The 24,123-nt window shown below is 73.0% G+C and carries 21 protein-coding genes; 15 read left to right on the plus strand and 6 right to left on the minus strand.

Annotated elements, in window-relative coordinates; all coding sequences use genetic code 11:
- Nucleotides 1-157: 157 nt before the first annotated feature.
- Nucleotides 158-1,600 (minus strand): type III PLP-dependent enzyme domain-containing protein, encoded by a 1,443-nt coding sequence (locus tag ACSMXW_RS23245; protein ID WP_485799037.1) that lies wholly within the window; start codon nucleotides 1,598-1,600, stop codon nucleotides 158-160.
- Nucleotides 1,601-1,950: 350 nt separating this feature from the next.
- Between ACSMXW_RS23245 and ACSMXW_RS23250 the strand changes: the two genes are divergently transcribed.
- The 6 genes from ACSMXW_RS23250 (at nucleotide 1,951) to ACSMXW_RS23275 (ending at nucleotide 9,146) form a co-directional block, all read left to right on the plus strand.
- Nucleotides 1,951-3,552 (plus strand): sugar kinase, encoded by a 1,602-nt coding sequence (locus tag ACSMXW_RS23250; protein ID WP_485808239.1) that lies wholly within the window; start codon nucleotides 1,951-1,953, stop codon nucleotides 3,550-3,552.
- Nucleotides 3,549-4,496, plus strand: coding sequence for an IclR family transcriptional regulator (locus tag ACSMXW_RS23255; protein ID WP_485799039.1), 948 nt, complete (start codon nucleotides 3,549-3,551; stop codon nucleotides 4,494-4,496). Before ACSMXW_RS23250 ends, ACSMXW_RS23255 begins: the two co-directional genes overlap by 4 nt.
- Nucleotides 4,493-4,903 carry a RidA family protein gene (locus tag ACSMXW_RS23260; RefSeq protein WP_485799041.1) on the plus strand — a complete coding sequence of 137 codons (411 nt, stop codon included), beginning with the start codon at nucleotides 4,493-4,495 and terminating at the stop codon, nucleotides 4,901-4,903. The genes ACSMXW_RS23255 and ACSMXW_RS23260 overlap by 4 nt, the downstream gene beginning before the upstream one ends.
- A 310-nt stretch (nucleotides 4,904-5,213) precedes the next feature.
- Nucleotides 5,214-6,731 (plus strand): GntP family permease, encoded by a 1,518-nt coding sequence (locus ACSMXW_RS23265; protein ID WP_485799043.1) that lies wholly within the window; start codon nucleotides 5,214-5,216, stop codon nucleotides 6,729-6,731.
- A 114-nt stretch (nucleotides 6,732-6,845) separates the two neighbouring features.
- Nucleotides 6,846-7,574 (plus strand): hypothetical protein, encoded by a 729-nt coding sequence (locus ACSMXW_RS23270; RefSeq protein ID WP_485799045.1) that lies wholly within the window; start codon nucleotides 6,846-6,848, stop codon nucleotides 7,572-7,574.
- Between the two features lie 252 nt (nucleotides 7,575-7,826).
- Nucleotides 7,827-9,146: an Nramp family divalent metal transporter gene (locus ACSMXW_RS23275; RefSeq protein WP_485799047.1), complete on the plus strand. Its 1,320-nt coding sequence runs from the start codon at nucleotides 7,827-7,829 to the stop codon at nucleotides 9,144-9,146.
- 109 nt (nucleotides 9,147-9,255) lie between these two features.
- Here the strand turns inward: ACSMXW_RS23275 and ACSMXW_RS23280 are convergent, their stop codons facing one another.
- The 5 genes from ACSMXW_RS23280 to ACSMXW_RS23300 all read right to left on the minus strand — a co-directional run bounded on the left by ACSMXW_RS23280 (nucleotide 9,256) and on the right by ACSMXW_RS23300 (nucleotide 14,018).
- Nucleotides 9,256-10,263, minus strand: coding sequence for a chitinase (locus ACSMXW_RS23280; protein WP_485808240.1), 1,008 nt, complete (start codon nucleotides 10,261-10,263; stop codon nucleotides 9,256-9,258).
- 361 nt (nucleotides 10,264-10,624) lie between these two features.
- On the minus strand, nucleotides 10,625-11,149 hold the full coding sequence (locus ACSMXW_RS23285) for a hypothetical protein (RefSeq protein ID WP_485799049.1): 525 nt from the start codon (nucleotides 11,147-11,149) through the stop codon (nucleotides 10,625-10,627).
- The gene (locus tag ACSMXW_RS23290; RefSeq protein WP_485799050.1) at nucleotides 11,149-11,580 is read right to left on the minus strand and encodes a DUF3592 domain-containing protein; all 432 of its coding nucleotides are present in this window, start codon (nucleotides 11,578-11,580) and stop codon (nucleotides 11,149-11,151) included. The genes ACSMXW_RS23285 and ACSMXW_RS23290 overlap by 1 nt, the downstream gene beginning before the upstream one ends.
- 2 nt (nucleotides 11,581-11,582) lie before the next feature.
- Nucleotides 11,583-12,314: a hypothetical protein gene (locus tag ACSMXW_RS23295; protein WP_485799052.1), complete on the minus strand. Its 732-nt coding sequence runs from the start codon at nucleotides 12,312-12,314 to the stop codon at nucleotides 11,583-11,585.
- Nucleotides 12,315-12,440: 126 nt separating this feature from the next.
- On the minus strand, nucleotides 12,441-14,018 hold the full coding sequence (locus ACSMXW_RS23300; RefSeq protein WP_485799054.1) for a hypothetical protein: 1,578 nt from the start codon (nucleotides 14,016-14,018) through the stop codon (nucleotides 12,441-12,443).
- A gap of 412 nt (nucleotides 14,019-14,430) precedes the next feature.
- Between ACSMXW_RS23300 and ACSMXW_RS23305 the strand changes: the two genes are divergently transcribed.
- From ACSMXW_RS23305 to ACSMXW_RS23345, 9 genes are all read left to right on the plus strand, one after another.
- Nucleotides 14,431-15,291, plus strand: a complete 861-nt coding sequence (locus ACSMXW_RS23305; RefSeq protein ID WP_485799056.1) for a hypothetical protein — start codon at nucleotides 14,431-14,433, stop codon at nucleotides 15,289-15,291.
- Nucleotides 15,292-15,498: 207 nt separating this feature from the next.
- Nucleotides 15,499-16,206 carry a Flp pilus assembly protein CpaB gene (gene cpaB / locus ACSMXW_RS23310; RefSeq protein ID WP_485799058.1) on the plus strand — a complete coding sequence of 236 codons (708 nt, stop codon included), beginning with the start codon at nucleotides 15,499-15,501 and terminating at the stop codon, nucleotides 16,204-16,206.
- Nucleotides 16,207-16,213: 7 nt separating this feature from the next.
- Nucleotides 16,214-17,509 carry a CpaE/TadZ family protein gene (locus tag ACSMXW_RS23315; RefSeq protein WP_485799060.1) on the plus strand — a complete coding sequence of 432 codons (1,296 nt, stop codon included), beginning with the start codon at nucleotides 16,214-16,216 and terminating at the stop codon, nucleotides 17,507-17,509.
- Between the two features lie 13 nt (nucleotides 17,510-17,522).
- Complete coding sequence (locus ACSMXW_RS23320; RefSeq protein ID WP_485799062.1) at nucleotides 17,523-17,930, plus strand: TadE/TadG family type IV pilus assembly protein; 408 nt, start codon at nucleotides 17,523-17,525, stop codon at nucleotides 17,928-17,930.
- 2 nt (nucleotides 17,931-17,932) lie between these two features.
- Complete coding sequence (locus ACSMXW_RS23325; RefSeq protein WP_485799064.1) at nucleotides 17,933-18,373, plus strand: TadE family protein; 441 nt, start codon at nucleotides 17,933-17,935, stop codon at nucleotides 18,371-18,373.
- A 50-nt stretch (nucleotides 18,374-18,423) separates the two neighbouring features.
- The gene (locus ACSMXW_RS23330; RefSeq protein ID WP_485799066.1) at nucleotides 18,424-19,773 is read left to right on the plus strand and encodes a TadA family conjugal transfer-associated ATPase; all 1,350 of its coding nucleotides are present in this window, start codon (nucleotides 18,424-18,426) and stop codon (nucleotides 19,771-19,773) included.
- Between the two features lie 133 nt (nucleotides 19,774-19,906).
- The gene (locus tag ACSMXW_RS23335; RefSeq protein WP_485799068.1) at nucleotides 19,907-20,845 is read left to right on the plus strand and encodes a type II secretion system F family protein; all 939 of its coding nucleotides are present in this window, start codon (nucleotides 19,907-19,909) and stop codon (nucleotides 20,843-20,845) included.
- 297 nt (nucleotides 20,846-21,142) lie between these two features.
- The gene (locus ACSMXW_RS23340) at nucleotides 21,143-22,033 is read left to right on the plus strand and encodes a DUF5936 domain-containing protein (protein ID WP_485799070.1); all 891 of its coding nucleotides are present in this window, start codon (nucleotides 21,143-21,145) and stop codon (nucleotides 22,031-22,033) included.
- Nucleotides 22,034-22,297: 264 nt separating this feature from the next.
- Entirely contained in the window at nucleotides 22,298-24,052 is a 1,755-nt protein-coding gene (locus ACSMXW_RS23345; RefSeq protein WP_485799072.1) for a histidine kinase, read from the plus strand.
- Nucleotides 24,053-24,123: the final 71 nt, after the last annotated feature.

Here is a 24,123-nt window from a genome sequence, read left to right on the forward strand (position 1 = left end):
CGCGCCATGGAGGGGCGCGGGGAACCGGGGGCAGCCTCCCACGCCTCCACGGCGGTGGGGGGAGCGACCAGCTCCGGCGGAACCGTCGGACCGTCACCGTCCCAGGGGGGCGGTTTCCGTCGTGTCCCGGCCACCGGCGGGTGGTGGGCCGGGCTCGCTAGAAGAACGTGCGGACGTAGTCCGTGACCGCGCCGTCCGGCTCGGTGACCGGGATCAGCGACCACTTGTCGAACGACGTACACGGGTGCGACAACCCGAGCCCCACCCAGTCCCCGACCCGCAGCCGCGCCTCGGGCCCGGTCCGCACCCACGTGTGCTGGTCCGAGAGCTTCACGACCTCGATCCCGGCCGCGGGCCGCTCCACCTCGCCCCCACCGCCGCCGACGAGGCCACCCGCACCGGCCTCCCGGATGGCCTGCGCCTCGGGCAGGTCGAGGTCGTACGCCGCGTCCCGCTTCCCTGCGTTCAGGAACGCCTGCTCGGCCGAGGGCCGCGAGACCACCTGCGCCCACAGCCGGAACGCGGGGTGCAGCGCCCCTTCCCCCGGCACCCGGTTGAAGGGCGTGACATGCCGGTAGTGCCCGTCGTCGTGCGACACGTACGCGCCGGAGCGCAGCAGCTTCCGCACCGGCAGGGAGAGTTCGGGCAGTTCGGCGAAGACGTCCGCGACGGCGTCGAACCACGCGCTGCCGCCCGCGCTCAGCACGATCTCGTCCAGCCCCGCGCCGTCGAACCGGCCCGCCTTGTCGAACTCGACGAGCAGCGCCGTCAGCCGGCGCAGCCAGCCGTGCACCCGCTCGACGGTGGCGTCCGGCACCTCGCCCTCGTACCCGGCCACGCCCACCAGCCGCAGCGTGCCGGCCGCGGTCACCGCGTCCGCGACGGCCCGGCACTCCGCCTCGGTGCGGACACCGGTGCGGGCGCCCTCGCCCGCGGCCAGCTCGACCACGACATCCACCGGCCGCGCCGTGCCGCCCGCCGGCACCGGGGCGGCGCGCAGGATCCCGTCCATCAGCTCCACGCCGCGCACCGAGTCGACGTAGCAGACGAACCGGAAGCCGGGGTCGGCGGCGAGCTGCCCGGCGATCCAGGTCAGCGCGGGCGCGTCCACCAGCTCGTTGGCGAGGAAGACGCGCGGGACGCCGAAGGCGCGCGCCACCCGCACCTGGTGCGGCACCGCGAGCGTGATGCCCCAGGCGCCGTGCTGGAGCTGGCGCGCGAAGAGCTGTGGCGCCATGGACGTCTTGCCGTGCGGCGCGAAGGACAGGCCGTGCCGGTCGGCGTAGCTCTCCAGCAGGGAGAGGTTGTGGGCGAGGCGCCGGGCGGAGAGCGTCAGGACCGGGGTGGTGAAGCCGTCCGTGAAGAGGTTCCTGCGCTGGGCCGCGAGTTCGCCGACGGTCAGGCCCTCGGCGTCCGGCGGCAGGCCGCGGAAGCGGTGGTCGATGCGCTCGTCCGCCAGGCGCCCGGCGGCCTCGACGACCCTCCGCACGGCCGGATCGGCCGCCCGGCGCCCCGCGGGGTCGCCGCGCTCACCACGGTCGGGGGCGGCGGGGCCCCCGGAGGAGGGAGCAGAGTCACCGGTCACGTGGTCGGACGCCATGGAGCCCTCCTGCTTCGTTGCACATTCTGCAACAGTCATTGCGTATGCCGCTCACTGCTGTCTAACATCCCAGCCACGCCGGGTCAACGGAGCCGTACGACCCACCCCCGGCGGCCTGGACGAGCGAGACGAGCGAGGAGCCGACGATCGTGACCGCCTCCGGAGCCGGGGACCCCGAACGCGCGACGGACGAGCGCGGCGGCGCCGTTCCGCCGGACACCGGCCCGCCCGGCGCGGGCCCGCCCGGCGTTCGCCGCACCGGTGCCGCGCGCCCGGCGCCGGCGCCCCCGCCCCCGCCGTCCCGCGCCGTGCCCGCCGCCCGCATCGACCTGGTCGCGCTCGGCGAGTCCATGGTCACCTTCCTGCCCGGCAGGCCCGGGCGGCTCGCCGACGTGCCGTCCTTCGAACGGGCCATCGGCGGCGCCGAGTCGAACGTCGCGTGCGGTCTCGCCGGCGCCGGGCACACCGCGAAGTGGGTGAGCCGGGTCGGCGCGGACGGCTTCGGGGAGCACCTGGTGGAGCGGATCGCCTCGTACGGCGTCGACACCTCCGACGTGCAGCGCGACCCGCACCGGCCGACCGGCGTCTACTTCCGCACGGCGGGGGAACGCGCGGTCTCCCGTACCAGCGCGAACGCTCCGGATGCGCCGGCTCCCTCGGCTGCGCCGGCTCCCTCGGGTACTCCGGATACCGAAGCGGCGCCGGACGCGGTCGCCGCACCCACGGCCGGCGCGGTGCCCGCCGCCCCGGACTCCGCCTCCGTCACCGCCCCGCAGGCACCGGCCGCCGCCCCGCTCTCCGAGGTCGTCTACTACCGGGCCGGTTCCGCCGCCTCCGCCATGTCCCCGGCGAACATGCCGGGCGACGTCCTGCGGTCCGGACGGATCCTGCACCTGACCGGCATCACCGCCGCCCTCTCCGCGGACTGCCGCGCCCTCCTGGACGACCTCACCACCCGCCCGGCCCTGGAGGCGGCGCACGCCGGCGCGCCGGACGGCTCGGACACCGGCCCACCGACCGGGGCCGGGACAGGGGCCCGAGCCGGAGCGGGCGCTCACGACCGGCCGTCCGCGCACCGCCCGCTGCTCTCCTTCGACGTCAACTACCGCGTCGGCCTCTGGCGCCCCGCCGACCGGCCGGGCGCCACCCTGCTGGGCCTCGCCCGCCGCTGCGACCTCGTCTTCGTCGGCGAGGACGAGGCCGAGGCCGCCTGGGGCGTCACCGGCGGGCCCGCCGCCGTCCGGGCCCTGCTGCCCGAGCCCCGGCTCCTCGTTGTCAAGCAGGGCGCGACCGGCGTCACCGTCTTCCACCGGGAGGAACCGGCCGAGGAGACAGCCGGCGAGGCGGCGGACAAACCGGTGGAAGAGGCGGTCGGGACGGCGGACGGGCCGGTCGACAAGGCGGGCGAGGAGGCGACGGACGGGACGGCGTCCGGGCCGGACAGGGCCGCGGGCCCCGACACCGTCACCTTCGTCCCCGCCCTGCACGTCGACGTGGTCGCCCCGGTCGGCGCGGGCGACGCCTTCGCCGCCGGGTTCCTCTCCGGCACGCTGCGCGGACTGCCGGTACGGGACCGGGTCCGGCACGGCCACCTGATGGCCGCCGCCGCCCTCACCGTCCCCGGCGACCTGGGTGACCTCGGCACGCCGCCCACCGGGGACGCGCCCACCGGAGCCCTGCCCACCGGAGCCCTGCCCACCGGAGCCCTGCCCACCGAGGGCCCGTCCGCCGGGGGCCCGAACGCCTCTCCGCCCGCCACACCCCCGTCCTCCCCCTGGCTCGCCCGCGCCGACCGGCTGGCCGCCCTGGACGACACCGCATGGGGGACACTTCGACTCGGCCCCGGCTGGACGGACATGACCGGCGCCGGCCGGACGGACGCGACCGACGCGCCCCGGGCCGGCTCCCCGGGGCGGGGGAGCGGGACCGACGAGGAGGTGCGTTCACCATGAGCCAGACCGTCGACCGTGCGCTGAGCATCCTGCCGCTGCTCGCGGAGGGCCCCGCCGACCTCGGCAGGGTCGCCGAACGCCTCGGCGTGCACAAGTCCACCGCCCTGCGCCTGCTGCGCACCCTGCACGACCACGGCCTCGTCTACCGCCAGTCCGACCAGCGCTACCGCCTCGGCGCCCGGCTCTTCGCGCTCGCCCAGCAGGCCGTGGAGAGCCTGGACGTCCGCGAGATCGCCCACCCCCACCTCGTCGAACTCAACGAGCGGTGCGGGCACACCGTGCACCTCGCCGTCCACGAGGAGGACGAGGTGCTGTACATCGACAAGGTGGAGAGCCGCTACCCGGTCCGGATGTACTCGCGGATCGGCAAGCCGGTCGCCATCACCGTCGCCGCGGTCGCCAAGCTGCTGCTGGCCGACCTGCCCGAGGCCGAGCGCCGGGCGTTCGCGCACCGCCTCGACTACCCCATGTACACGCCCCGTTCGACGCCGAACGCCACCGCCTTCCTCAAGGAGCTGGCGGCCGTGCGCGAACAGGGCTGGGCCACCGACCTCGGCGGCCACGAGGAGTCCATCAACTGCATCGGCGCGCCGATCACCGGCGCCGACGGCAGGGCCGTGGCCGCCATGTCGGTGTCCGCACCGAACGTGGTGGTGACGGCGGAGGAACTGCTCACCCTGCTGCCGCTGGTACGCCGCACCGCGGACGCCATCAGCCGGGAGTACTCGGGCCACCCCGGCGCGGGGCCGACTCCGACCCGGGCCTTCGCCGCGGCGCCGTCCACGGCGGCTTCCCCGGCACCACTCGCGGCGCCGCCCGCGGCACCCTCCGCGCCACCACTCGCCGCGTCCCCCGCGGTGGCCCCTTCCGTACCACCCGCCGCGTCTCCCGCGGCGGCTTCCCCCGCACCATCGCACGTACACCCCACCAAGGACCGCCCATGACCGAGAAGACCGCCCTCACCCCCGCGACCCACACCACCCCGCCCGCGAAGTTCTCCCACGGCGTCAGGAAGGGCAACATCCTCCAGGTCGCCGGCCAGGTCGGCTTCCTGCCCGCCGTCGAGGGCCAGCCGCCCACCCCGGCCGGGCCCACCCTGCGCGAGCAGACCCTCCAGACCCTCGCCAACGTCAAGGCGATCCTCGAAGAGGGCGGCGCGACCTGGGACGACGTGATGATGATCCGCGTCTACCTCACGGACGTCGACCACTTCGCGGAGTTCAACGCCATCTACAACGGCTACTTCGAGGAGCAGGACCTCAAGGAGCCGCCCGCCGCCCGCACCACCGTCTACGTCGGGCTGCCCAAGGGCCTGCTCGTCGAGATCGACGCGCTCGCCGTGCTGGGCTGAGCGGGCGCGGCCGGCCGTCCCGGACCACAGGCCGGCGGCGGCGGGGGCGGCCCACAGGCCGGCGGCGGGGGCGGCCCACAGGCCGGCGGCGGCGAGGGCGGCCGCGACGGGGCCGGCCGCGGCGGGGGCGGCCGCCCGGCCACCTGGCTCGATCCGGCCCTGACACCAGCACGGACACCCACGGCGACACCACCACGAACACGCACGGCGACACCACTACGAACACGCACGGCGCGGCGCCGACCACGGTGCCGCGCCGCGCTGCACCCTGCCCTGTTCGCGAAAGTCATATGGAATTACGAGGTCCCCCATGCCCCCGTTCCCCCATGCCCTGGCCGCCGCCGGGGCATCCCCCCATGCGCTGGCCGCCGGCGCGGCGCCGCAGACCCCGCCCCACACGGGCGGCCTGCTGCTCCTGATCGACGGCACGCCAGGTCTGCTGACCATCGCCGCGCTCGGCATCCTGCTGCTGCTCTTCCTGATCATCAAGGTCAGGCTGCAGCCGTTCGTGGCGCTGCTCGCGGTCTCCATAGCCGTCGGCCTCGCGGCCGGGCTGTCCGTCACCGAGTTGTTCGGCACCGTACAGAAATCGGACGCGGTCTCGCTGATCGAGTCCGGCATGGGCGGCACCCTCGGCCATATCGCGATCATCATCGGCCTCGGCACCATGCTCGGCGCGGTCCTGGAGGTCTCCGGCGGCGCCGAAGTGCTCGCCGGGCGGCTGATACGCCTCTTCGGGGAGCGGCGCGCCCCGCTCGCCATGGGCCTCACCGGCCTCATATTCGGCATCCCGGTCTTCTTCGACGTCGGCATCTTCGTGCTCGCGCCACTCGTCTACGCGGCCGCCAAGAGGTCCGGCAAGTCGATCATCCTCTACGCCATGCCGATGCTGGCGGGCCTGTCCATGACGCACGCCTTCCTGCCGCCCCACCCCGGCCCGGTCGCCGCCGCCGCGCTGCTCCACGTCGACCTCGGCTGGATCATCGTGATGGGCGTCGTCTGCGGGCTGCCCGCCGTGCTCGCCGCGTGGGTGTGGTCCGCGTGGATCGGGCGGCGGCTCTTCGTGCCCGTGCCGCAGGACATGGCCGAGGCCGCGGAGGAGGCCAGACAGGCGCTGCTCGCCGAGCAGCGGGCCGCGGGCGTCACCCCGCCGGAGAAGCCCGTGCCGCTCGGCACCGTGCTCGCCATCATCGGCACTCCTCTGGTGCTGATCCTGCTGGCCACCTTCTCCTCCATCGTCTTCGATCCGTCCACGGGACGCTCCGTGGTGGAGTTCCTGGGCCATCCCTTCGTCGCGCTGAGCATCGCGCTCGGCCTCGCCTACTGGCTGCTCGGCCTGCGCCGCGGCTGGTCGCGGAAGTCGCTGGAGGCCGTCTCGACCGCTTCCCTCAAGCCGGTCGGCAACATCCTGCTGGTGGTCGGCGCGGGCGGGATCTTCGGTGCCGTCCTCAAGGGCAGCGGGGTCGCCCAGGCGCTCTCCGACACCTTCCACAACGTGGGCCTGCCGGTGATCGTGCTGGCGTACCTGATCTCCCTGGTGCTGCGGGTCGCGCAGGGCTCCGCGACCGTCGCCATCGTCACCACCGCGGGCATCGTCTGGCCGCTGCTGGAGCACGGCGGGCACTCGCAGGCCTTCGTGGCGCTGGTGATCATGGCCATCTCGGCGGGTTCGATCTTCGCCTCGCACGTCAACGACGGTGGGTTCTGGATGGTCGCCAAGTACTTCGGCATCAGTGAGCGCGACACCCTGAAGACCTGGACGGTCCTGGAGTCCGTGCTGTCCGTGGCCGGCTTCGCGATGGCCTCGGTGGTGAGCCTCTTCGTGTAGGCGACGGCCGCCCCCTGGCCCGGGCGCACGGCCGCCGCGGCCGCCCGCCGTGGCGCCGTGCGCCTGACCGGCCCGGCTGTCGCGAACACAGGTTCGTCGTCCATACTGCCCGCCGTGGAGCAGCGCAAAGATCTGAAGATCCAGCCAGTGCAGGTCGCCTCGACTGATCCTGCGTTCATCTCCGGCCTCATGTCCTCCGGCCGCGACGAGCACGGAGACCAGCGGGACGACGCCGCCACGGAACAGGCGGAGCAGGACGACGCGGCGGCGACCGCGGACGCCGACGGTCCCGGGACCGCGGGGAAGGAGGAGGCTCCCGAGAAGGACGCCGAGGTCGAAGGCTCGGGCGAGCCCGAGGCGGAGGCCGGGACTGAGGCGGAGGCCGAGGAGGACGGCCCCGCAGCGGCGGGGGAGGACGCGGACGCCGAGGCGGACTCCGAAGCGGACGCCGCTGCCGGTGCCGCCGACGGCGATGCCGAGGACGACGGCAAGCCGTCGTTCCAGGCCGAGGACCGGCGGGGCTCGATCGCCGTCGACGCCGAGGGCGTCCGGTTCACGCTGGACGACCAGGCGGCGGAGTGGACCTGGGACGAGATCGGCGCGGTCGAGTACGAGACCTCCCGCTTCGGCCGCCGGCTCACGGTCACCGTGCACACCCCCGACCGCCGCTGGTACCCCGCCGAGGCACAGGCCCCCGACAAGGCCACGCTCAAGGCGTGGACGGCCCGGCTCGACGAGGTCCTGGACGCGTACTTCGACGACGAGGACGAGGAAGTGCCGGCGGAGCCGGCGGCCGAGTCCGAGGAGGACTCGGCCGAGGCGGAGGTCCCCGCCAGTAGCTGACGGTGCCCCCTCAGGGGTGCGGGACTCTATCGACATGCGGTTCCGCCGCGTGGGTGCGGCCGGCTCCGACGAATCCGTCAGGCCGTCACCGGCCCGGAGGGGCGGTCTGGGTCTCCGGGCCACCGGCCGGTTGGGGAGGGGAGTGCGCACAGTCGCTCGCGCCCCCGGCGGGGGCACCGCCCCGGAAGGCCGCCCCGGAAGGGGCCGCACGCCCCCTTGTGCACCCGCAGAACTTTCGCTTACTTGAAGCGCATGGCGGAGACAACGGACAACGCAGGCGCGGACAACCTGGGCACCGCGGCACAGGCGGCCGGGGTGCCCGCCGTGCGCAAGGCCAGCTGGAAGTACATCGGCCCGGGCATCGTCGTCGCCGCGACCGGCGTGGGCGCGGGCGACCTCGTCGCCACGCTGATCGCCGGCTCCAAGTTCGGCTACACCCTGATGTGGGCGGCGATCATCGGCTGCCTGGTGAAGATCTCGCTCGCCGAGGCCACCGGCCGCTGGCACCTGGCGACCGGGCGCACCATGTTCGACGGCTGGCGCTCGCTCGGCAACTGGACCTCCGTCTACTTCGGCATCTACATCGTCATCTGGGGACTCGTCTACGGCGCCACGGCGATGTCCTCGACCGCGCTGCCGCTGGCCGCGCTCTTCCCGGACATGCCCGGCGGGCTGAAGACGTTCGCCATAACGGCCGGTCTCATCGGTCTCGTGCTCGTGTGGTTCAACCGCTACCACCGGTTCGAGAAGCTGATGACGGTGCTGATCGGCATCAAGTTCCTCATCGTGGTGTACGTCGCGATCCGGGTCGCACCGGACCTGCCCGCCGCGTTCGCGGGGCTGCTGCCGGTCCTCCCGGACGGCTCGGTCCTCTACACGCTCGGCCTCATCGGCGGCGTCGGCGGCACCATCACGATGGCCGCGTACGGCTACTGGGTCAACGCCAAGGGCTGGACGGGCCCCTCGTGGATGAAGGTGATGCGGCTCGACAACCGCGTCGCCTACCTCACCACCGGCGTCTTCGTGGTGGCGATGCTGATCATCGGCGCCGAGCTGCTGCACGCCTCGGGCATCGCGCTTGCCTCCGGGGACAAGGGCCTGGTCGACCTCTCGTCGATCCTGGAGGACCGCTTCGGCGTGTTCACCGCCAAGCTGTTCCTGGTGGGTTTCTGCGCCACCTCGTTCTCCGCGCTCGTCGGCGTCTGGCACGGCGTCTCGCTGCTCTTCGCGGACTTCGTCGAGCGGCTGCGCAGCGGCCGGGAGTCCCGCGCGGAGGAGATCGCCGCCGGCGCCCGCGAGCGGACCCTGCCGTTCCGTGCCTACCTGCTCTGGCTGACGTTCCCGCCGATCGCCCTGCTCTGGCTGAACCAGCCGTTCGGCCTGGTGGTCGTCTACGGCGTGCTCGGCGCGTTCTTCATGCCGTTCCTGGCGCTGACGCTGATCTGGATGCTCAACACCTCCCGCACGCCCGCGCAGTGGCGCAACGGCATCCTCAGCAACGCGATGCTCGGCATCGCGGCCCTGCTGTTCGTGGTGCTCTGCGTTCAGCAGGTCCGCGACCTGCCCTGGTAGCCGCCGCCCCGCCGCTCCCCGGCGGAAACGGCCTCGGACAGCCCGCAGCGCCGCCGGAAGAGCGGCGGCGCTGCGGACCGTGGGGGGTTGGAAAGTGGCTTGTGGGGGGTCAGGGGAGGGCGTGCACGTGCGCGCCCACGCCGTCGGACCAGGCGTTGCCCGAGGCGGCGTCCCAGTTGGTCGACCAGGTCATGGCGCCGCGCAGGTCCGGGTAGGTCCTGTCCGGCTTGAAGGAGCCGCATCCGGTGCCCTGGGTCAGGCAGTCCAGGGCGTTGTCGACGACGCTCGGGTCGACGTAGCCGCCGCCGGCCGCGCTGGCCGACGCGGGCACGCCCAGGCCGACCTGGGAGGGGGCGAGGCCGTTCTCCAGTTGGATGCAGGCGAGCGAGGTGAGGAAGTCCACCGTGCCCTGGCTGTACACCTGGCCGTCGCAGCCCAGCATCGAGCCGCTGTTGTAGTACTGCATGTTGACGACGGTGAGGATGTCCTTGATGTTCAGCGCCGTCTTGAAGTACTCGTTGTCGGGCGACTGCATGTCGACGGTCTGCGGTGCCATCGTCACGATCAGGCCGCTGCCGGCCTCCTGGCCGAGCGTCTGGAGGGCCTTCGACATGTAGGTGGAGTCGAGCCCGTTCTCCAGGTCGATGTCGACGCCGTCGAACCCGTACGTCTCCATCAGGGAGTGGACGGAGTCGGCGAAGGCCTGCGCGGAGGCGTCGTCGTTCACGGCGACCGTGCCGTTCGCGCCGCCCACCGAGATGATGACCTTCTTGCCGTCGGCCTGCTTGGCGGCGATGTCGGCCTTGAACTGGTCCTCGGTGTAGCCGCCGAGAGCCTGGCCGAGACCGGAGTCCAGCGAGAAGGAGACCGCGCCGGGCGTCGAGGTGGCGTCCGCGAAGGCCACGGCGATGATGTCGTACTGGTCGGACACGTCGGAGAGCTTCTGCACGGTGGCGCCGTTGTCGAAGTTCTGCCAGTAGCCGGTCACGGCGTGCTCGGGCAGGTCGGCGGCGGCCCCGGCGGCCGTGCGGACGGTGTCGGTGCCGGCCGCGTCGGCGCGGTCCGTGGTGGGGCCGGCGAGGGTGAACGCGGCAGCCGCGACGGCGGCGGCGACCACGGCCGCCCAGGCCCTGCTGCGTCTGCCGGGCGCGGTGCTGGTGTCGATGGGGTCCGGTACGCGGTCCACTAGCAGCCTCCGGTGGGGGGAAGGTCGTTCGGGCGCCCCGCGGCAGGAGCCGGCGAGGCACCCGTCAGGGGCTCTGCGGGTACGGAACGGTGGCCACCGTCGGCGTACAACGCTGGTTCAGACCAATAGAGTTGTCAAGACCTCTGGAAGAGGGACCACCCATGTGAGCGCTCCCGCCGGCGCCGGCCCGTGGGCTGCCCCTTCACGTCCGCAGCCGCCTCACGACGGCTGCCGCGTGTCGACCTGCCGCCGCAGCGCGACGGCTGCCGCCGCCGCACGGGCGGCGGCCGCGTCATGACTCCGTCCGCTGCCACCGGTCGGCGGCCCAGCCGACCGCGCAGCCCGCGGCCAGCGCCGCGTTGGACAGCCACAGGCCCTGCGCGCCGAAGCCCGGCCGGTGCCACTGCACGGAGAGCGCCACGACCTGGGCGCCCACCGGCACGGCCCAGGCCGCCACCGCGTGCCGGACGGGCAGCAGGCAGTACGGCTCGGGGTGCATCCGCGCCGCGGCCCAGGCGGCGAGCGCCACGCACACCAGGTTCGGCAGGTGCACCAGCAGCATGGCGGCCCCGAACGAGCGGGTCCCGCCGGGGCCCACGAACGTCCCGTACACCAGCGTCACCTGGAGGTACTCGGTGACGATCAGCACGACGATGCCCGCTGCCCACGCCCGCGCGAAGGCGAACGCCCCCGCGCCGCGCTCCCCCGCGCCCGGTCCGGCCCCCGCCGCGCCCGGGAGGCCGGTACGGAAGTCCGGGCGCGATCCGGTGCGTGACCAGTCGTGGTGCCAGTCGGGCTGCTGCGGGGGGCGTGCCATCAGGTGCCTCCGAAGACCTGGACGAGGAAGAGCGTGCCGAACCCCGCGGTGCCGAGGCCGCAGCCGCCCACCAGCGCCAGGCACTGCAGCACCGGGGACCAGGTGCCGCGTCCTGCGATGGTGGCGGTGCCGGCCGGGTCGCGCGGGTCGTAGGCGACGGTGACGGCCGTGCCCTCCGCCATGGACCACCCGGCCAGGTCCTCGAACTCCACCGGCTCGCCGTCGGCGGTGCGGAAGGCGAAGAAGTGCCGGGTGGCGTCGGAGCGGTTGTAGGGCTCGGTCTCGACCCGTATGCAGGAGCCGGTGGTGCGGGTGCCGCCGCGCAGCGTCCGCACCACCGTCGCGAGCCGCCGGGCGTACTTCGCGGTGAGCGCCCCGAAGAACACCGTGAGCAGCCCGCAGACGATCAGTCCTCCGCCGGGAACGTGCATGGTCAGTGCACCTCGACCGAGTCGACGATCCGCTTCAGGTCCGCGTCCGCGAGGGTGCCCCGCCGGGCGTCGATGCGGACGGCGAACGTCTTGTCCTTCGAGTCCAGGCCGGTGAGGATCACGCCCCGGATCCGGGTGCCCTTGGGCGGTGTGTGGTCCCTGCCGGTCGAGCCGAACTCGAAGTCGATGCGCCGGGCGTCGTCGGTCCCGGCCAGCTTCACCTTCCTGGTGCCCTTGATCGTCGAGCCGAGCTGGATGCCGGCCTCGGCGGCGATGGCCGCGTCCTCCGCGGTGTCCGCCCGGGTGAAGCCGACCTGGACGGTGATCAGGGAGACGGTGACGCCGTGCTCGGTGCGCTGCGCGGCGGCCGCGTTGTACCGGCTGCGCCGGGCGGCGCTCTGCTCGGTGTAGCCGTCCGGGCCCTTCGGGTACGACACGCTGACGCTGCCGGTGGTGAGCGTGCCCCAGCCGTCCGGCACCGAGCCTCCCGCGCCGGGGCCGGAGCCGTCCTGCTGCGTGCCGCAGCCGCTCACGGCGAGCGCGGCGGCGCACAGCGCGGCGGCGAGCGCGCCCCGGCGCGTACGGGAGTCGCCCGGGCGCCTACGGGAGCCGGCCCGGCGCGCACGGGAGCCGGCCCGGCGCGTACGAGAGTCGTACCGGCGCCCACGGGACGCGGCCGGAGCGTCGGTGTCCATGGTCGTGGTCGAGGTGGTCATCGTGGGGGTGCCCGTCATGGCTCCTCGCTTCTGTCCCCCCGTGGGGTACCTCCCACGCCCTGGCGGCGGTGGGGGACGGTGGCTGGATGACTGCTCCGGGCCGCCGCCTCGGCACCGGCCCGGCACCGGTCGGATCGTCCCGGGTCATTGCGCACAGTAGCTGTAGGGCAGGTAGGCGCGCCGTCCGTCGTGCGGCGCGCCGAGGAACTGCGCGTCGTTCAGGATCTCCTCCTTCTTCTCCGTGCTCACCGAGAAGCCGAGGCTCAGCCCCAGGTTCAGCTCGAAGCCGTACTCGGCCGCGCTGGTCTCGCCGGTGTAGACGGTCCTGCTCGACTTGCCCGTGTCGAAGAGGAGCTGCCCGAAGGGGTCGTCGTCGCCGGGGCGCTCGGTCGGGGCGTGGTCGCCGAACATGTAGGTGAAGGGGGCGGCGTTGTCGCCGGAGCCGTCCAGCCACTTCTGGGCGATGGCGCGGTCGGCGTCGCCGGAGGGGCCCGGGTCGAAGCTGACGGAGTCGGTGACCACCTGGATGCCGGTCTCGTTGTCGCCGCCCTTGACGCTGCCGCTGCCGCCGCGCTTCTCCTTGCCCTTCCTGCCGTTGTCGCCGCCGGCGGACGCGCCGTCCTTCTGGCCGCCCTGCTCCACCGTGCGGGTCATGTCGATCCTGATCAGCTTGCCGGTCTTCTTGTCCCTGGTGACCGTGATGGTGCCGGTCCGGGTGGTGTTCGCGGAGAAGTCGCCGCTGATCGGTCCTGCGTTGTAGCCCACCTTGGTGCCGTAGTCGATCGACGCCGAGTAGGTGTACGACTTGGTGCCCGCGTACTTGTTGTCGGTCCAGGTGGCCTCCGGCGAGAACTTGAAGGTGCCGCCGAGCTGCGCGCTCAGCTTCTTCTCGTCGCCGGCGGAGAGCTGCAGGCCGCCCGCCGCGGAGAAGTCCAGGCCGACCTTGCCGTACGTGATCTGGCGGTTGTCTCCCAGTGCCTGCTTGACCCGCTTCTCGGTGTCCTCCTCGTCCTTCAGCGGTCCGGTGCCGAAGAGGTAGAGGATGCCGTCGCCGAGGCTGGTGTCCCCGCCGCCCGGGGACTCGCGCCGCATCTGGTACATCTGGAGCTTCTCGACGTCGTCGCGGAACTTCTTCGCCTCCTCGGGGCTCTCGAAGACCCAGGTGTCGCCATTGGTCACCTTGATGCCGGCGCCCAACTCCACCTTGTCGGTGCCGAATTTTCCCACCTTGGCGCCTGGTTTCCAGTCCTTCTTGGCGGCCACCGAAGCGGCGTCCGTGAAGGTGAGATAGACCGGCTCGTCGTGGTCGTCGACCTTTCCGTCGTGGTTGACGTCTGTCTTCGCCTTGAAGTGCTGCTCCTGGAAGCCGTATTCGTCGCCGATCTCGAAGAAGAGAATCTTCGCTTTGGCGCCCGCCTTGTCGGTGATCGACGAGATCTGGCAGAGCGGCGGCTCGAAGTCGGCGTCGGTGAGCGGGACCCCGTCGGCCGGCTTGCCGGAGCCGCAGTCGGCGCCCAGCACCCGGCAGACCTCGGTGCGGAAGCGGTCCGCGACCGCCTGCCCGACATGAGTGGCCATCAGCGAGCTGACGACCGCGGCCATGACGATGACCGCGCCGACGTACTCCGTGGCCGAGGCGCCCCGGTCGTCCCCCGTCCGTCCGGGGCGCCCCCCGTGACCGCCGTTGCCCGGCGGCACACCGCCGCCGTCCCCCTCGCGCATGGGTCCGCCCCCCTTGAGAAAGCCTCGCGTACCCCGGCTGACGCCCGGACAGTAGCGCCGCGGTGCGGGGGCGGACATAGGCCCGTGGGCCCAGGGGCAGGCCCAAAGATTGCCCGGAGCGGGCCCGATTCCGGAGAATTACCGCCCGCGGGCGGGCACCGTTCCCACGCCCCGACCTGTCCGATCACATTTACCTACCTAATTACCGGAGCGTTACCGGCTCGTTTTGCCCACACGTCACCATGGCGGCGTTACGCTGGCGTCCAGCCTGTCCGTCTTTGGTCTGACTCCTCCTCAGGGCCTCGACTCCGGGGAATAAGTACGGTGTTCTCTGCTTCCGATGACGTGGATAAGGTGCTGGGTGCTGACCGGAGTGGGACGGGGGGAGCGCAAGGTGCCGACCGCAATTGCAGTGACCAGAGCCGATCTGGTCCTGCCGCCGACCGATCAGCAGACGCCGACGGCGGTGGCCCTCAAAGCCCCCGACGAGCAGCCCCTGGAGGCCGCGCTCGCCGAGATGCAGGTGCTCCAGGAGCAGTTCGGGTACGTCGTCGTCGTCTACCCGGCCTCCCTGGACACCGCGTTCGTCCGGCGCCTGCACACCGTCCGCTCCATCCTGGAGAGCGACCGGATCGCGCTGGTCGAGTCCGAGCTGCCGCCGCTGGGCGTGGCCGTGCTGGTGCGCCAGCTGCGGCAGCTGTCGGTGTGCGACTTCAGCGCCGGCGTGGTGGCCGCCTCGGCCCGCCTGCTGGCGCACTACATCCACGCCGGCGCCCTGCTGAACTCGGTGACCCGCCTCGACCGGGTGCCCGTCAGCCTGAAGTCGCACGCCAAGTCCTGGGTGCCCGGCAGCCAGTTCGGGGTGGTCGCGGGTCCGCAGCCGCAGCTGGTCAGGGTCGGCGCCGAGGCCGGGCTCGCCGGCCCCGAGTACGCCACGCACCTCACCGTCGCCAGGGGCCAGCTGCAGTCCGACTGGGTCACCGGCACGCTCGCCCCCGCCTGGGGCGTGCGCGGCGTCCACGAGGCCGCGCTGCCCGCCGAGTCGGCCCGCTGGTGGGGCACGCAGAAACTGATCGAGTTCGTCGCCCACCTCACCGACATCTCCGTCATCCACCAGCTCGTCTCCTCCGTGCGGCGGGAGCGTTGCCACTGGTGCGGCATGGAGCTGATCGGCGACCGCTGCTGCTTCTGCGCCGCCCCGCTCGCCCGTGAGAACCAGAACAGGGCGGCGGGTGTCCCTACGGAGGGGACGCCCAGCGGGTCCCCTCCGTAGGGACACCCGGCCCGTGACCGCCGTGCGCCCGCCCGCACCCGACCCCGGGGGCCCGCGGGGCGCCGGCGCCCGGCCACCGTCCCCGCCGTACCCACCGCGCTCCGCGGCACCGCGCGGACCGCGCGGGACACCCGGCCCCGCGGCCACCGATGAAGACACCAAGAACTCGATACAAGTCCCCGGAAACCGAACGAGGTCGTCTCGCTCATGAATTCACGTCAGCGCCGTGGCGTCATACTCCTGCTCGTCTCCGTCCTGTGCGCATTCGGCGCGTTCGCCGGCGTGGTGTCCGTGATCAGCGACGTGAATTCGAAGGTCGGCCCCGAGGTCACCGCCTATGAGCTCACCTCGGACATCGCCCCCTACACCAAGCTGGACAGCGGCTCGTTCAAGAAGGTCAGCATGCCCAGGCGCTGGCTCTCCGAGACCGCCGTCACGGACCTCTCCCAGATCAACGGGAAGATCGCGGTGACCACCCTGCGCAAGGGCTCGCTGCTCCAGTCCGACATGCTGGTGGACCAGCCGGAACTGAAGGCCGGCGAGCAGGAGATCGCCATCATGATCGACGCCGAGACCGGCGTCGCCGGCAAGATCACGCCCGGCTCCACGGTCAACATCTACGCCACCTTCGCCGCGCAGAACGACAAGGAGAAGGCGCAGTCCCGGGTGATCGTGCCGAACGCCCGGGTGCTCGACGTGGGAAAGATCACCGCACTGGAGCCAAAGAGCAACGACAGCCGGAGCGAGCCCACCCAGGCCGTTCCGATCACCTTCGCCCTGAACACCCTCAACGCCCAGCGCGTGGCCTACGCGGAGTCCTTCGCCGAGCACGTCAGGCTCGCGCTGGTGGCCCCGGGCAGCGACACGACGATCCCGCCGGGCGACCGCTCCTACACCCTCGACGAGGACCAGTGAGGTTCGGATGACCACAAGGATCCTCCCCGCGGCAGGCGATCCGGACGTGGCCCGCTCGGTCACGACGCTGCTCAGCCAGCTCCCGGACGCCGACCCCGCGGCCCCTGTCGGCGACTCCACCTCCCTGCTCGACACCCTCGCCCGGCTGGCCGCCGAGTCGCTGGAGGAGCTCCCCGAGGTGGTGCTCGTGCACGAGCGGATCGGCCCCGTGCCCGCGCTGGAGCTGATCCGCGAGGTGGCGCTGCGGTTCCCCGCGGTCGGCGTCATCCTCATCACCTCGGACGCCTCCGCGGGCCTGCTCTCGGCGGCCATGGACTCCGGCGCCCGGGGCCTGGTCGCGATGCCGATCAGCTACGAGGAGCTGGCCAGCCGGGTGCAGACCGCCGCCCAGTGGTCCGTGGGCGTCCGGCGGCACCTCGGCAGCGGCGCGGACGTGTTCTCCGGGCCCGGCGGCACCGTCGTCACCGTCTCGGGCGCCAAGGGCGGCGTGGGCACCACCACGACCGCCGTCCAGCTGGCGCTCGCGGCACGCGCCTCCGGGCACACCGTCGCGCTCGCCGACATGGACCTCCAGGCCGGCGACGTCGGCTCCTTCCTGGACGTGCAGTTCCGCAGGTCCATCGTGGACCTCTCCGCCGTCCAGGACATCTCGCCGCGGGTGCTCCAGGACGCCGTCTTCGTCCATGACACCGGCGTGGCGCTGCTGCTCGCGCCCGCGGAGGGCGAGCGCGGTGAGGAGGTCGCGGACCGCACCGTGCGGCAGATCGTCAGCGCCCTGCGGTCCCGCTACGAGGTCGTGGTCATCGACTGCGGCACCCAGCTCGGCGGCGCCAACGCCGCCGCCATCGAGATGGCCGACACGGCGCTGCTGGTGACCACCCCGGACGTGATCTCGGTACGGGCCGCCAAGCGGATGGTGCGGATGTGGCACCGGCTCCAGGTCCGCAAGGCCGAGGAGACCATCACGGTCATCAACCGCTACATACGGAACACCGAGATCCAGCCCCAGCTCGTGCAGAAGATCACCGGCACCCAGGTCGCGCCCGTCGTCGTCCCGGCCGGCTTCAAGGAGCTCCAGAGCGTCGTCGACGCGGGCCGGCTGCAGGACCTGGAGGCCAAGTCCACCGTGAAACAGGCCCTGTGGGCCCTGGCGGGACAGCTCGGTCTGATACAGGCTCCACAGGGCGGTGTGTCCAAGGCCGGCCGTGGCTCGTTCGGGCTGCGGCGCAAGGCCGCGGGAGGTGGCGGGGACGTCCCCGGGGGAACGAATCCGGCGAGAGCGCCGAGGACCACGAACGGCTGAGGGGGGAGTGGCGATGAGGGTACCTGCGATACCCGCGCGGCTGCGCGGGGTGCTGCGGGACGACCGGGGCCAGGTCGCGGTGGAGTTCACCGCGATGACCCCCATCATCCTGGCCACGCTCATCGTGCTGTGGCAGGCCGTGCTCATCGGCTACACCTTCGTCCTGGCGGGCAACGCCGCCGACCGGGCCGTGCACGCCGGCGCCGAGGCCGACCCGTGGCGGGACCGTGACGCCGTCTGCGCCACCGCGGGTGAGCAGGACCTGTCGCCCGCCTGGCGGTCCGGCGCCGGCATCGGCTGCACCGCCGGCGGCGGCCTGGTCAAGGCGCACGCCGACCTCAAGGTGCCGCTGCTCTTCCCGGGCTTCGTCGACCTGCCGATCACGGTGCCGGGCAACGCCGCCGCAGCGAGGGAGAGCTGACGATGTCCCCTCTGCCCCCGCACCGGATCCCGCGCCGCGGCGGCGACCGCCTGAGCCACGGCCGCGTCCGTGCCCGCGGCCGTCGTGCCCGCGGCTGCCGTGACCGCGGCCAGGTCGCCATCGAGTACGTGGGCCTGCTGCCGATCCTGCTGCTGGTGGGCGTCGCCTGCATCCAGCTCGGGCTCGCCGTCTACGCCGTCCAGCAGGCCGGCACCGCCGCGCGGGCCGCCGCCCGGGTCGCCTCCCAGGTGCCGCACACCCCGGCCGACCCGGAGGCCGCGGGCCGGGAGGCCGTAAGCGACTGGCTGAGCGCCCGCGTCAGCCAGTCCGGCGGCGGCTTCGACAGCGTCAGGTACACCGCCCGCGTCGAGATCCCGTCCATCATCCCCGGCATCGATGACTTCGGCACCGCCCAGCGCTCCGTCACCATGCCGCGCGACTGACCACCCCGGCACGCACCACCCGTTCCGACGCTTCCCGAGGAGCACCGCAGATGAGTCTCAGGGCACGGCTGAACAGCCCCGAGTCACAGGGCGCGCGATCACCCGACCAGTCCGAGAACCACCTCGTGGGGGTCTACCGCGCCAAGCTCCTGGAGGAGATCGACCTCGCGGAGATGTCCGCGCTGGCCGCCGCGGACCGCCGGATCCGCCTGGAGCGCGTCCTCGGGCACATCATCAGCCGGGAGGGGCCCGTCCTCTCCACGCACGAGCGCGCCGTCCTCATCCGCCGGGTCGTCGACGAGGCGCTCGGCCTCGGCATCCTGGAGCCGCTGCTGGAGGACGCCTCCATCAGCGAGATCATGGTCAACGGCCCGGACCAGATCTTCGTGGAGCGCGGTGGCCGTCTCGAACAGCTCCCCATGCGGTTCAGCTCCACCGAGCAGCTGATGCAGACCATCGAACGCATTGTCTCCACCGTCAACCGCCGGGTGGACGAGGCCAACCCGATGGTGGACGCCCGCCTGCCGTCCGGCGAGCGTGTCAACGTGATCATCCCGCCGCTCTCGCTGACCGGGCCCGTCCTGACGATCCGGCGCTTCCCACGGGCCTTCACGCTCCAGGAGATGATCGCGCTCGGCTCGCTCGACACGCACATGACCATGCTGCTGGCCGCGCTGATCCGGGCCAAGTTCAACGTGATCGTCTCCGGCGCCACCGGCACCGGCAAGACCACCCTGCTCAACGCCCTGTCCGCGGTGATCCCCGAGGGCGAGCGCATCGTCACCATCGAGGACTCCGCGGAGCTCCAGCTCCAGCAGACCCATGTGATCACCCTGGAGGCCCGGCCCGCGAACGTGGAGGGCAAGGGCCGCATCACCATCCGCGACCTGGTGCGCAACTCCCTGCGTATGCGCCCCGACCGCATCATCGTCGGCGAGGTCCGCGGCGGCGAGACCCTCGACATGCTCCAGGCGATGTCGACCGGCCACGACGGCTCCCTCGCCACCGTGCACGCCAACAGCGCCGAGGACGCCCTGATGCGGCTCCAGACGCTGGCGTCCATGTCCGAGGTCGAGATCCCGTTCGTGGCGATCAAGGACCAGATCAACAGCGCCGTGGAGGTGATCGTCCAGCTCACCCGGTTCGCGGACGGCGCACGCCGGCTCACCGAGATCGCGCTCGTCCACTCACACGGCCGTGAGGAGTACCGGATCGCCACCGTCTGCCGGTTCGCCGCCCAGCCGATGAGCGCGGACGGCCGGATCCACGGCAAGTTCGAGTACTTCCCGCTGCCCCGGCGGGTCGCCGAGCGGCTCTACATGAAGAACGAGCCGGTGCCCCCGGTGTTCGGGGTTGCAGACAGCGACGCCGACCTCACGATCAGGGACTCGCCCGTATGACCGCGCACGCCCGCCCCCGACCCCCCGGGCCCGGCCGCGCGCCGGACCCCACCGGCCCCGCGCCGGACCCCACCGGCCCCGCGGCCCGCCCGGCCGCCCGGCCCGACCAAGCCCACGGAGAAAGCCCGTCCCCATGGATCTCACCCTCCTGACGGTCGGCAGCACGCTGCTCGCCTGCGTGTTCGCCGTCGTCGGCCTGCACAGTTACGCGGCCGGCAAGGCCCAGCGGGATGACCTCGTCGAGCGGCTCGCCGCCGCGGGCCAGGGACCGATGGCCGGCGGCCGCAGGCGGCGGTTCCCCGCGGTCGACCGGCGGCTGCGCGGCACCCGCCTCGGCCGGGGCATCGAACGCAAGATCGCTGTGACCGGCCTCGACATCACCCCCGGCGAGTACGTCGTCTACGCCGTGGCCGGGCTGCTGGTGATCTACTTCGTCATCGAGACGATCTTCACCTCGTTCTTCGGCCTCATAGCCGTCCTGGTCGGCATCTGGTGCGCCAACGCCTTCCTCACCTGGCAGCGCACCAAGCGCACCCAGGCCTTCATCGGCCAGCTCCCGGAGCTCACCCGCATCCTCGCCAACGCCACCCAGGCCGGCCTGGCCCTGCGCACCGCCATCGCGATGGCAGCCGAGGAGCTGGACGACCCGGCCGGCGAGGAGCTGCGCAAGGTGGCCGACCAGCTCTCCGTGGGCCACTCGCTCGACGACGCCATGAACGAGCTGTCGGAGCGGCTGCCGTCCCGCGAGCTGACCGTCCTCGTGACCACCCTGATCCTCTCCAACCGCGCCGGCGGCACCATCGTCTCCAGCCTGCGCAACCTCACCGAGACCCTGGAGGAGCGCAAGGAGACCCGCCGCGAGGTCACCACGCTGCTCTCCCAGGTGAAGGTCACCGCGGTCGCCGTGCCCGTGCTGGGCCTCGGCTTCCTGCTCATCATCAACAGCATGCGCGCCGGCGCCCTGGACGCCATGACGGGCTCCACGGTCGGCAAGATCGTCGTGGTCATCGCGGCCGTCCTCTACGGCCTCGGCTTCTTCATGATCAACCGACTGACGAGGATCCGGATCTGACGGGCCGCGGGGGAGAGGGAGGCGGAGCGGTCCGCCCGGGCACGGAGGCCCGCCGAGGCGGGCAGCCGGCTCGGGAACGGCGGGCCGCTGAGGCGGCGGCAGTCGGCTCAGGGACAGCGGCACGCTGAGGCGGAGGGGCCCGGTGAGGCGGGGCGGACGAGAGGTCCGCCGAGACGGAGCGGACGACCGCAGCAGAGAGGTCCGCCGAGACGGAGCGGACCACCGAAGCAGAGCGGCCCGCCCACGCGGAGCAGTCCGCCGAGGAGACAGGAAGAGCAGGAGACCGAAGGACTCGCCATGGAAGAACTCGCGCTCGCCCTCGTCATGGGCCTGGCGGTGTACGGCGTCTTCGCCGGCATACGCCTCTACCGCGCCGACGCCAAGCTCCCCGACGACCTCGCCGTGGCCCTGGAGGTCGGCAGCTCGCGCACCAGCGTCACCGGCTCCGTCGTGGACCGGATGGGCATGCGGTACGCCCCGACCGTGCTCCGCCTGATGGGCCCCAAGCGCGTCGACGCGGTCCGCCGCAAGCTGGACATGGCCGGCAACCCCGGCGGCATGACCATCGACCGGTACGCCGCCCGCCGCGCGGTCTACACCACCCTCGGCCTCGTCGCGGGCCTGGTGATGCTGCTGAACAACCAGATCTTCCTGGCACTGATCTTCGCCGTGTACGGGTTCTTCTGGACCGAGGCCCTGATACGCATCGCCATCGGCCGCCGCCGCGACGACATCGAGCGCACCCTGCCCGACTTCCTGGACGTGCTCGCCGTCGTCGTCTCCGCGGGCCTCGGCTTCCGGCAGGCCCTGGAGCGGGTCTCCGAGAAGTACCAGGGCCCCTGGTCGGACGAGCTGCGCATCACGCTGCGCCAGATGGACATGGGCGTCAGCCGCCGCGACGCCTTCGAGCAGCTGCGCCGCCGCAACGACTCCGAGCAGGTCTCTATGTTCGTCTCCGCGCTCCAGCAGGGCGAGGAGCTGGGCGCCCCGATCGTCGACACACTCATCCAGATCGCCAACGACATGCGCCGCACCGACGCGCAGAACGCCCGCCGCAAGGCATCCAAGGCCGTGCCCAAATCCACGCTGATCGTGACGAGCGTGATGCTTCCGGCAACCATGCTCCTGATCGCGGTCGGCTTCTACTACGGGTCCGGCGTCAACTTCAACGATCTGCTGGGCGGCTGACGGGAGGCCATACGGCAGATCGGCTGACGCGGGGTCAAGGCGACACGCACACTGCGTACACGGACGAGGAACCGCCGCCGCCCGGACGGGCGTGGCATTCACGGACGGCCCGGTGCCCGGGCGGCACCGGCACCCGGGTACGGGCCGGGGCCCACGGACGGTGGGCTCGGGCGAGCGGCTCGTCGCCCGTGGACGGCGTGGCACGGGGGCGGTTCGCCGCCCGTGGACGGACGAGGGAGCAACGGGAGGGAAGGTGACGGGAAGATGCTGCAGCGCCTGCGCGCCCCGGCCGCTCTGACCGGCGGCGGGGACCCTCTGGGCCCGGCCGGCGCCGGTGCCGGCGTGGCCCACGGAGTCGGCGGACCCGGCGGACCGGGTGTGCCCGGTGCACCTCATGCGCCCGGTGCGCCCGGTGCGCCGTCCGGCCGTGGCGTGGTCGGTGTCGTCGGCGTGGTCGGCACCAAAGGCCACGTCCCGTCCCTGCCCATCCAGGTCAACGCCCTCCAGGCGCTCTGCCGCCAGCTCTTCGGCTTCCGGCTGGCCATGACCGCCCTCGCCGCGCCCTTCGCGCTGACCTCCTCGGAGACGGGCCTCGCCGCCTGGCTGGTGGGCTCGGCGGTGCTCGTCACCTTCATGGTGTCCTACGTGCTGATGCGCGACTGGGAGCGGTTCGGGCCCGTCCTGCTGCGGCACCCGTCGCTGCTCGCCGCCGACATGTGCTTCGGCGCGCTGCTGCTCTTCACCGCCTCGCCCAACTCGCCCCTGGGCATCGTCACCATCTGCACACCGCTGCTCGCCGGCCTCGTCTACAGCTGGCGCGGTGCGGGCATCTTCGCCGCCCTCCAGGTCCTGCTGCTCGCCGCCGCCTACGCGGTCGACGACATCCACGCCCAGACCACCGCCCTGCTGCTGATCGGGCTCTGCGTGCTCGCGGGCGCCGTCGGCGGCACCCTGCGCGGGCTGCTGCTGCGCTTCGGCGCCGCGTCCGAGGCTCTCACCGAGACCCGCGCCCGGCTCGCCGTCGCCGAGGCGGTGGAGGGCGAACGCGCCCGGCTCGCCCGCGAGATGCACGACTCGGTCGCCAAGACCCTGCACGGCCTCGCCCTCGCCGCCGACGGCCTCGCGGCGTCCGCCGACCGGATGGACCCGGCGACGGTCAGGCACCAGGCCGAGCTGGTCGCACGCGCCGCGCGCCGCGCCGCCTCCGAGTCCCGCGAGCTCCTCTCCGACCTGCGCCGCGCCTCCGGTGCCGACGCCCGGGTGGACCTCGCCGCCGAACTCACGGCCCGCACCGCCGGCTTCGCCCGCCGCTCCGGCGTACGGGCCGAGTACCGCCCGCTGCCGGGTCCGCCGCTGCCCGCGGTGCCCCCGGCGGTCGCCCGCCAGCTCCTCACCATCGCGGGCGAGGCCATGGAGAACGCCCACCGGCACGCCGCGGCCGGCCATGTCGACGTACGGGCCGGCATCGTCGGCAACCAGCTGAGGATGAGCGTCCAGGACGACGGCCGGGGCCTGCCGCCCGACACCACCCTTGACGGCCTCAAGCGCGCCGGCCACTTCGGCCTGGTCGGCATGGTCGAGCGCGCGGCGGGGATCGGGGCGCGGATCCGGATCGGCAAGGGCCACCGGACCTCGGGCACCGAGGTCCGCGTCGACCTGCCGCTCGCGGCGTTGCCGGGTGCGGTGGTGGGGGCTCCGGGTTCGGGTGGGGCCCCGGTTCCGGGTGCGGCTTCGGCTCCGCCGTCTCCGCGGCCCGCGCTTCCTGCCGCACCGTCCGTCTCCTCGCCGCCGCGTGCGCTTCCCGCGGTACCGCCCGCGCTTCCCGCCGCGCCCGGATTCCCGCTCGCCGCGGACGACCCGGACCCGGACCCGTCCACCATCCCGCTCGTCGTACGGCAGCCGGCCCCGCCCGCCGCCGGACGGGCGGACGGCGCGCTGCCGGGCGCCCCCGCGCCGCAGGAGCCGCCCGCCGCCGCACCACCGCACACGTCCCGCCCCACCCCACCCCCCACCCCCTGAGAGGAGGCCGCGAACAATGCCGGACGACACCACGGCGCCGTCGGGGCGCCGACCGACAGGACACCCGCCCA

The organism is Streptomyces sp. DSM 116793 (assembly GCF_057320905.1).

Excerpts from the sequence above, each read along its gene's own strand:
- ACSMXW_RS23245 (WP_485799037.1), bottom strand. The coding sequence starts at position 1,600 with ATGGCGTCCGACCACGTGACCGGTGACTCTGCTCCCTCCTCCGGGGGC.
- ACSMXW_RS23250 (WP_485808239.1), top strand. The coding sequence starts at position 1,951 with ATGGTCACCTTCCTGCCCGGCAGGCCCGGGCGGCTCGCCGACGTGCCG.
- ACSMXW_RS23255 (WP_485799039.1), top strand. The coding sequence starts at position 3,549 with ATGAGCCAGACCGTCGACCGTGCGCTGAGCATCCTGCCGCTGCTCGCG.
- ACSMXW_RS23260 (WP_485799041.1), top strand. The coding sequence starts at position 4,493 with ATGACCGAGAAGACCGCCCTCACCCCCGCGACCCACACCACCCCGCCC.
- ACSMXW_RS23265 (WP_485799043.1), top strand. The coding sequence starts at position 5,214 with ATGCCCCCGTTCCCCCATGCCCTGGCCGCCGCCGGGGCATCCCCCCAT.
- ACSMXW_RS23275 (WP_485799047.1), top strand. The coding sequence starts at position 7,827 with ATGGCGGAGACAACGGACAACGCAGGCGCGGACAACCTGGGCACCGCG.
- ACSMXW_RS23285 (WP_485799049.1), bottom strand. The coding sequence starts at position 11,149 with ATGGCACGCCCCCCGCAGCAGCCCGACTGGCACCACGACTGGTCACGC.
- ACSMXW_RS23290 (WP_485799050.1), bottom strand. The coding sequence starts at position 11,580 with ATGCACGTTCCCGGCGGAGGACTGATCGTCTGCGGGCTGCTCACGGTG.
- ACSMXW_RS23295 (WP_485799052.1), bottom strand. The coding sequence starts at position 12,314 with ATGACGGGCACCCCCACGATGACCACCTCGACCACGACCATGGACACC.
- ACSMXW_RS23300 (WP_485799054.1), bottom strand. The coding sequence starts at position 14,018 with ATGCGCGAGGGGGACGGCGGCGGTGTGCCGCCGGGCAACGGCGGTCAC.
- cpaB (WP_485799058.1), top strand. The coding sequence starts at position 15,499 with ATGAATTCACGTCAGCGCCGTGGCGTCATACTCCTGCTCGTCTCCGTC.
- ACSMXW_RS23315 (WP_485799060.1), top strand. The coding sequence starts at position 16,214 with ATGACCACAAGGATCCTCCCCGCGGCAGGCGATCCGGACGTGGCCCGC.
- ACSMXW_RS23320 (WP_485799062.1), top strand. The coding sequence starts at position 17,523 with ATGAGGGTACCTGCGATACCCGCGCGGCTGCGCGGGGTGCTGCGGGAC.
- ACSMXW_RS23325 (WP_485799064.1), top strand. The coding sequence starts at position 17,933 with ATGTCCCCTCTGCCCCCGCACCGGATCCCGCGCCGCGGCGGCGACCGC.
- ACSMXW_RS23330 (WP_485799066.1), top strand. The coding sequence starts at position 18,424 with ATGAGTCTCAGGGCACGGCTGAACAGCCCCGAGTCACAGGGCGCGCGA.
- ACSMXW_RS23335 (WP_485799068.1), top strand. The coding sequence starts at position 19,907 with ATGGATCTCACCCTCCTGACGGTCGGCAGCACGCTGCTCGCCTGCGTG.
- ACSMXW_RS23340 (WP_485799070.1), top strand. The coding sequence starts at position 21,143 with ATGGAAGAACTCGCGCTCGCCCTCGTCATGGGCCTGGCGGTGTACGGC.
- ACSMXW_RS23345 (WP_485799072.1), top strand. The coding sequence starts at position 22,298 with ATGCTGCAGCGCCTGCGCGCCCCGGCCGCTCTGACCGGCGGCGGGGAC.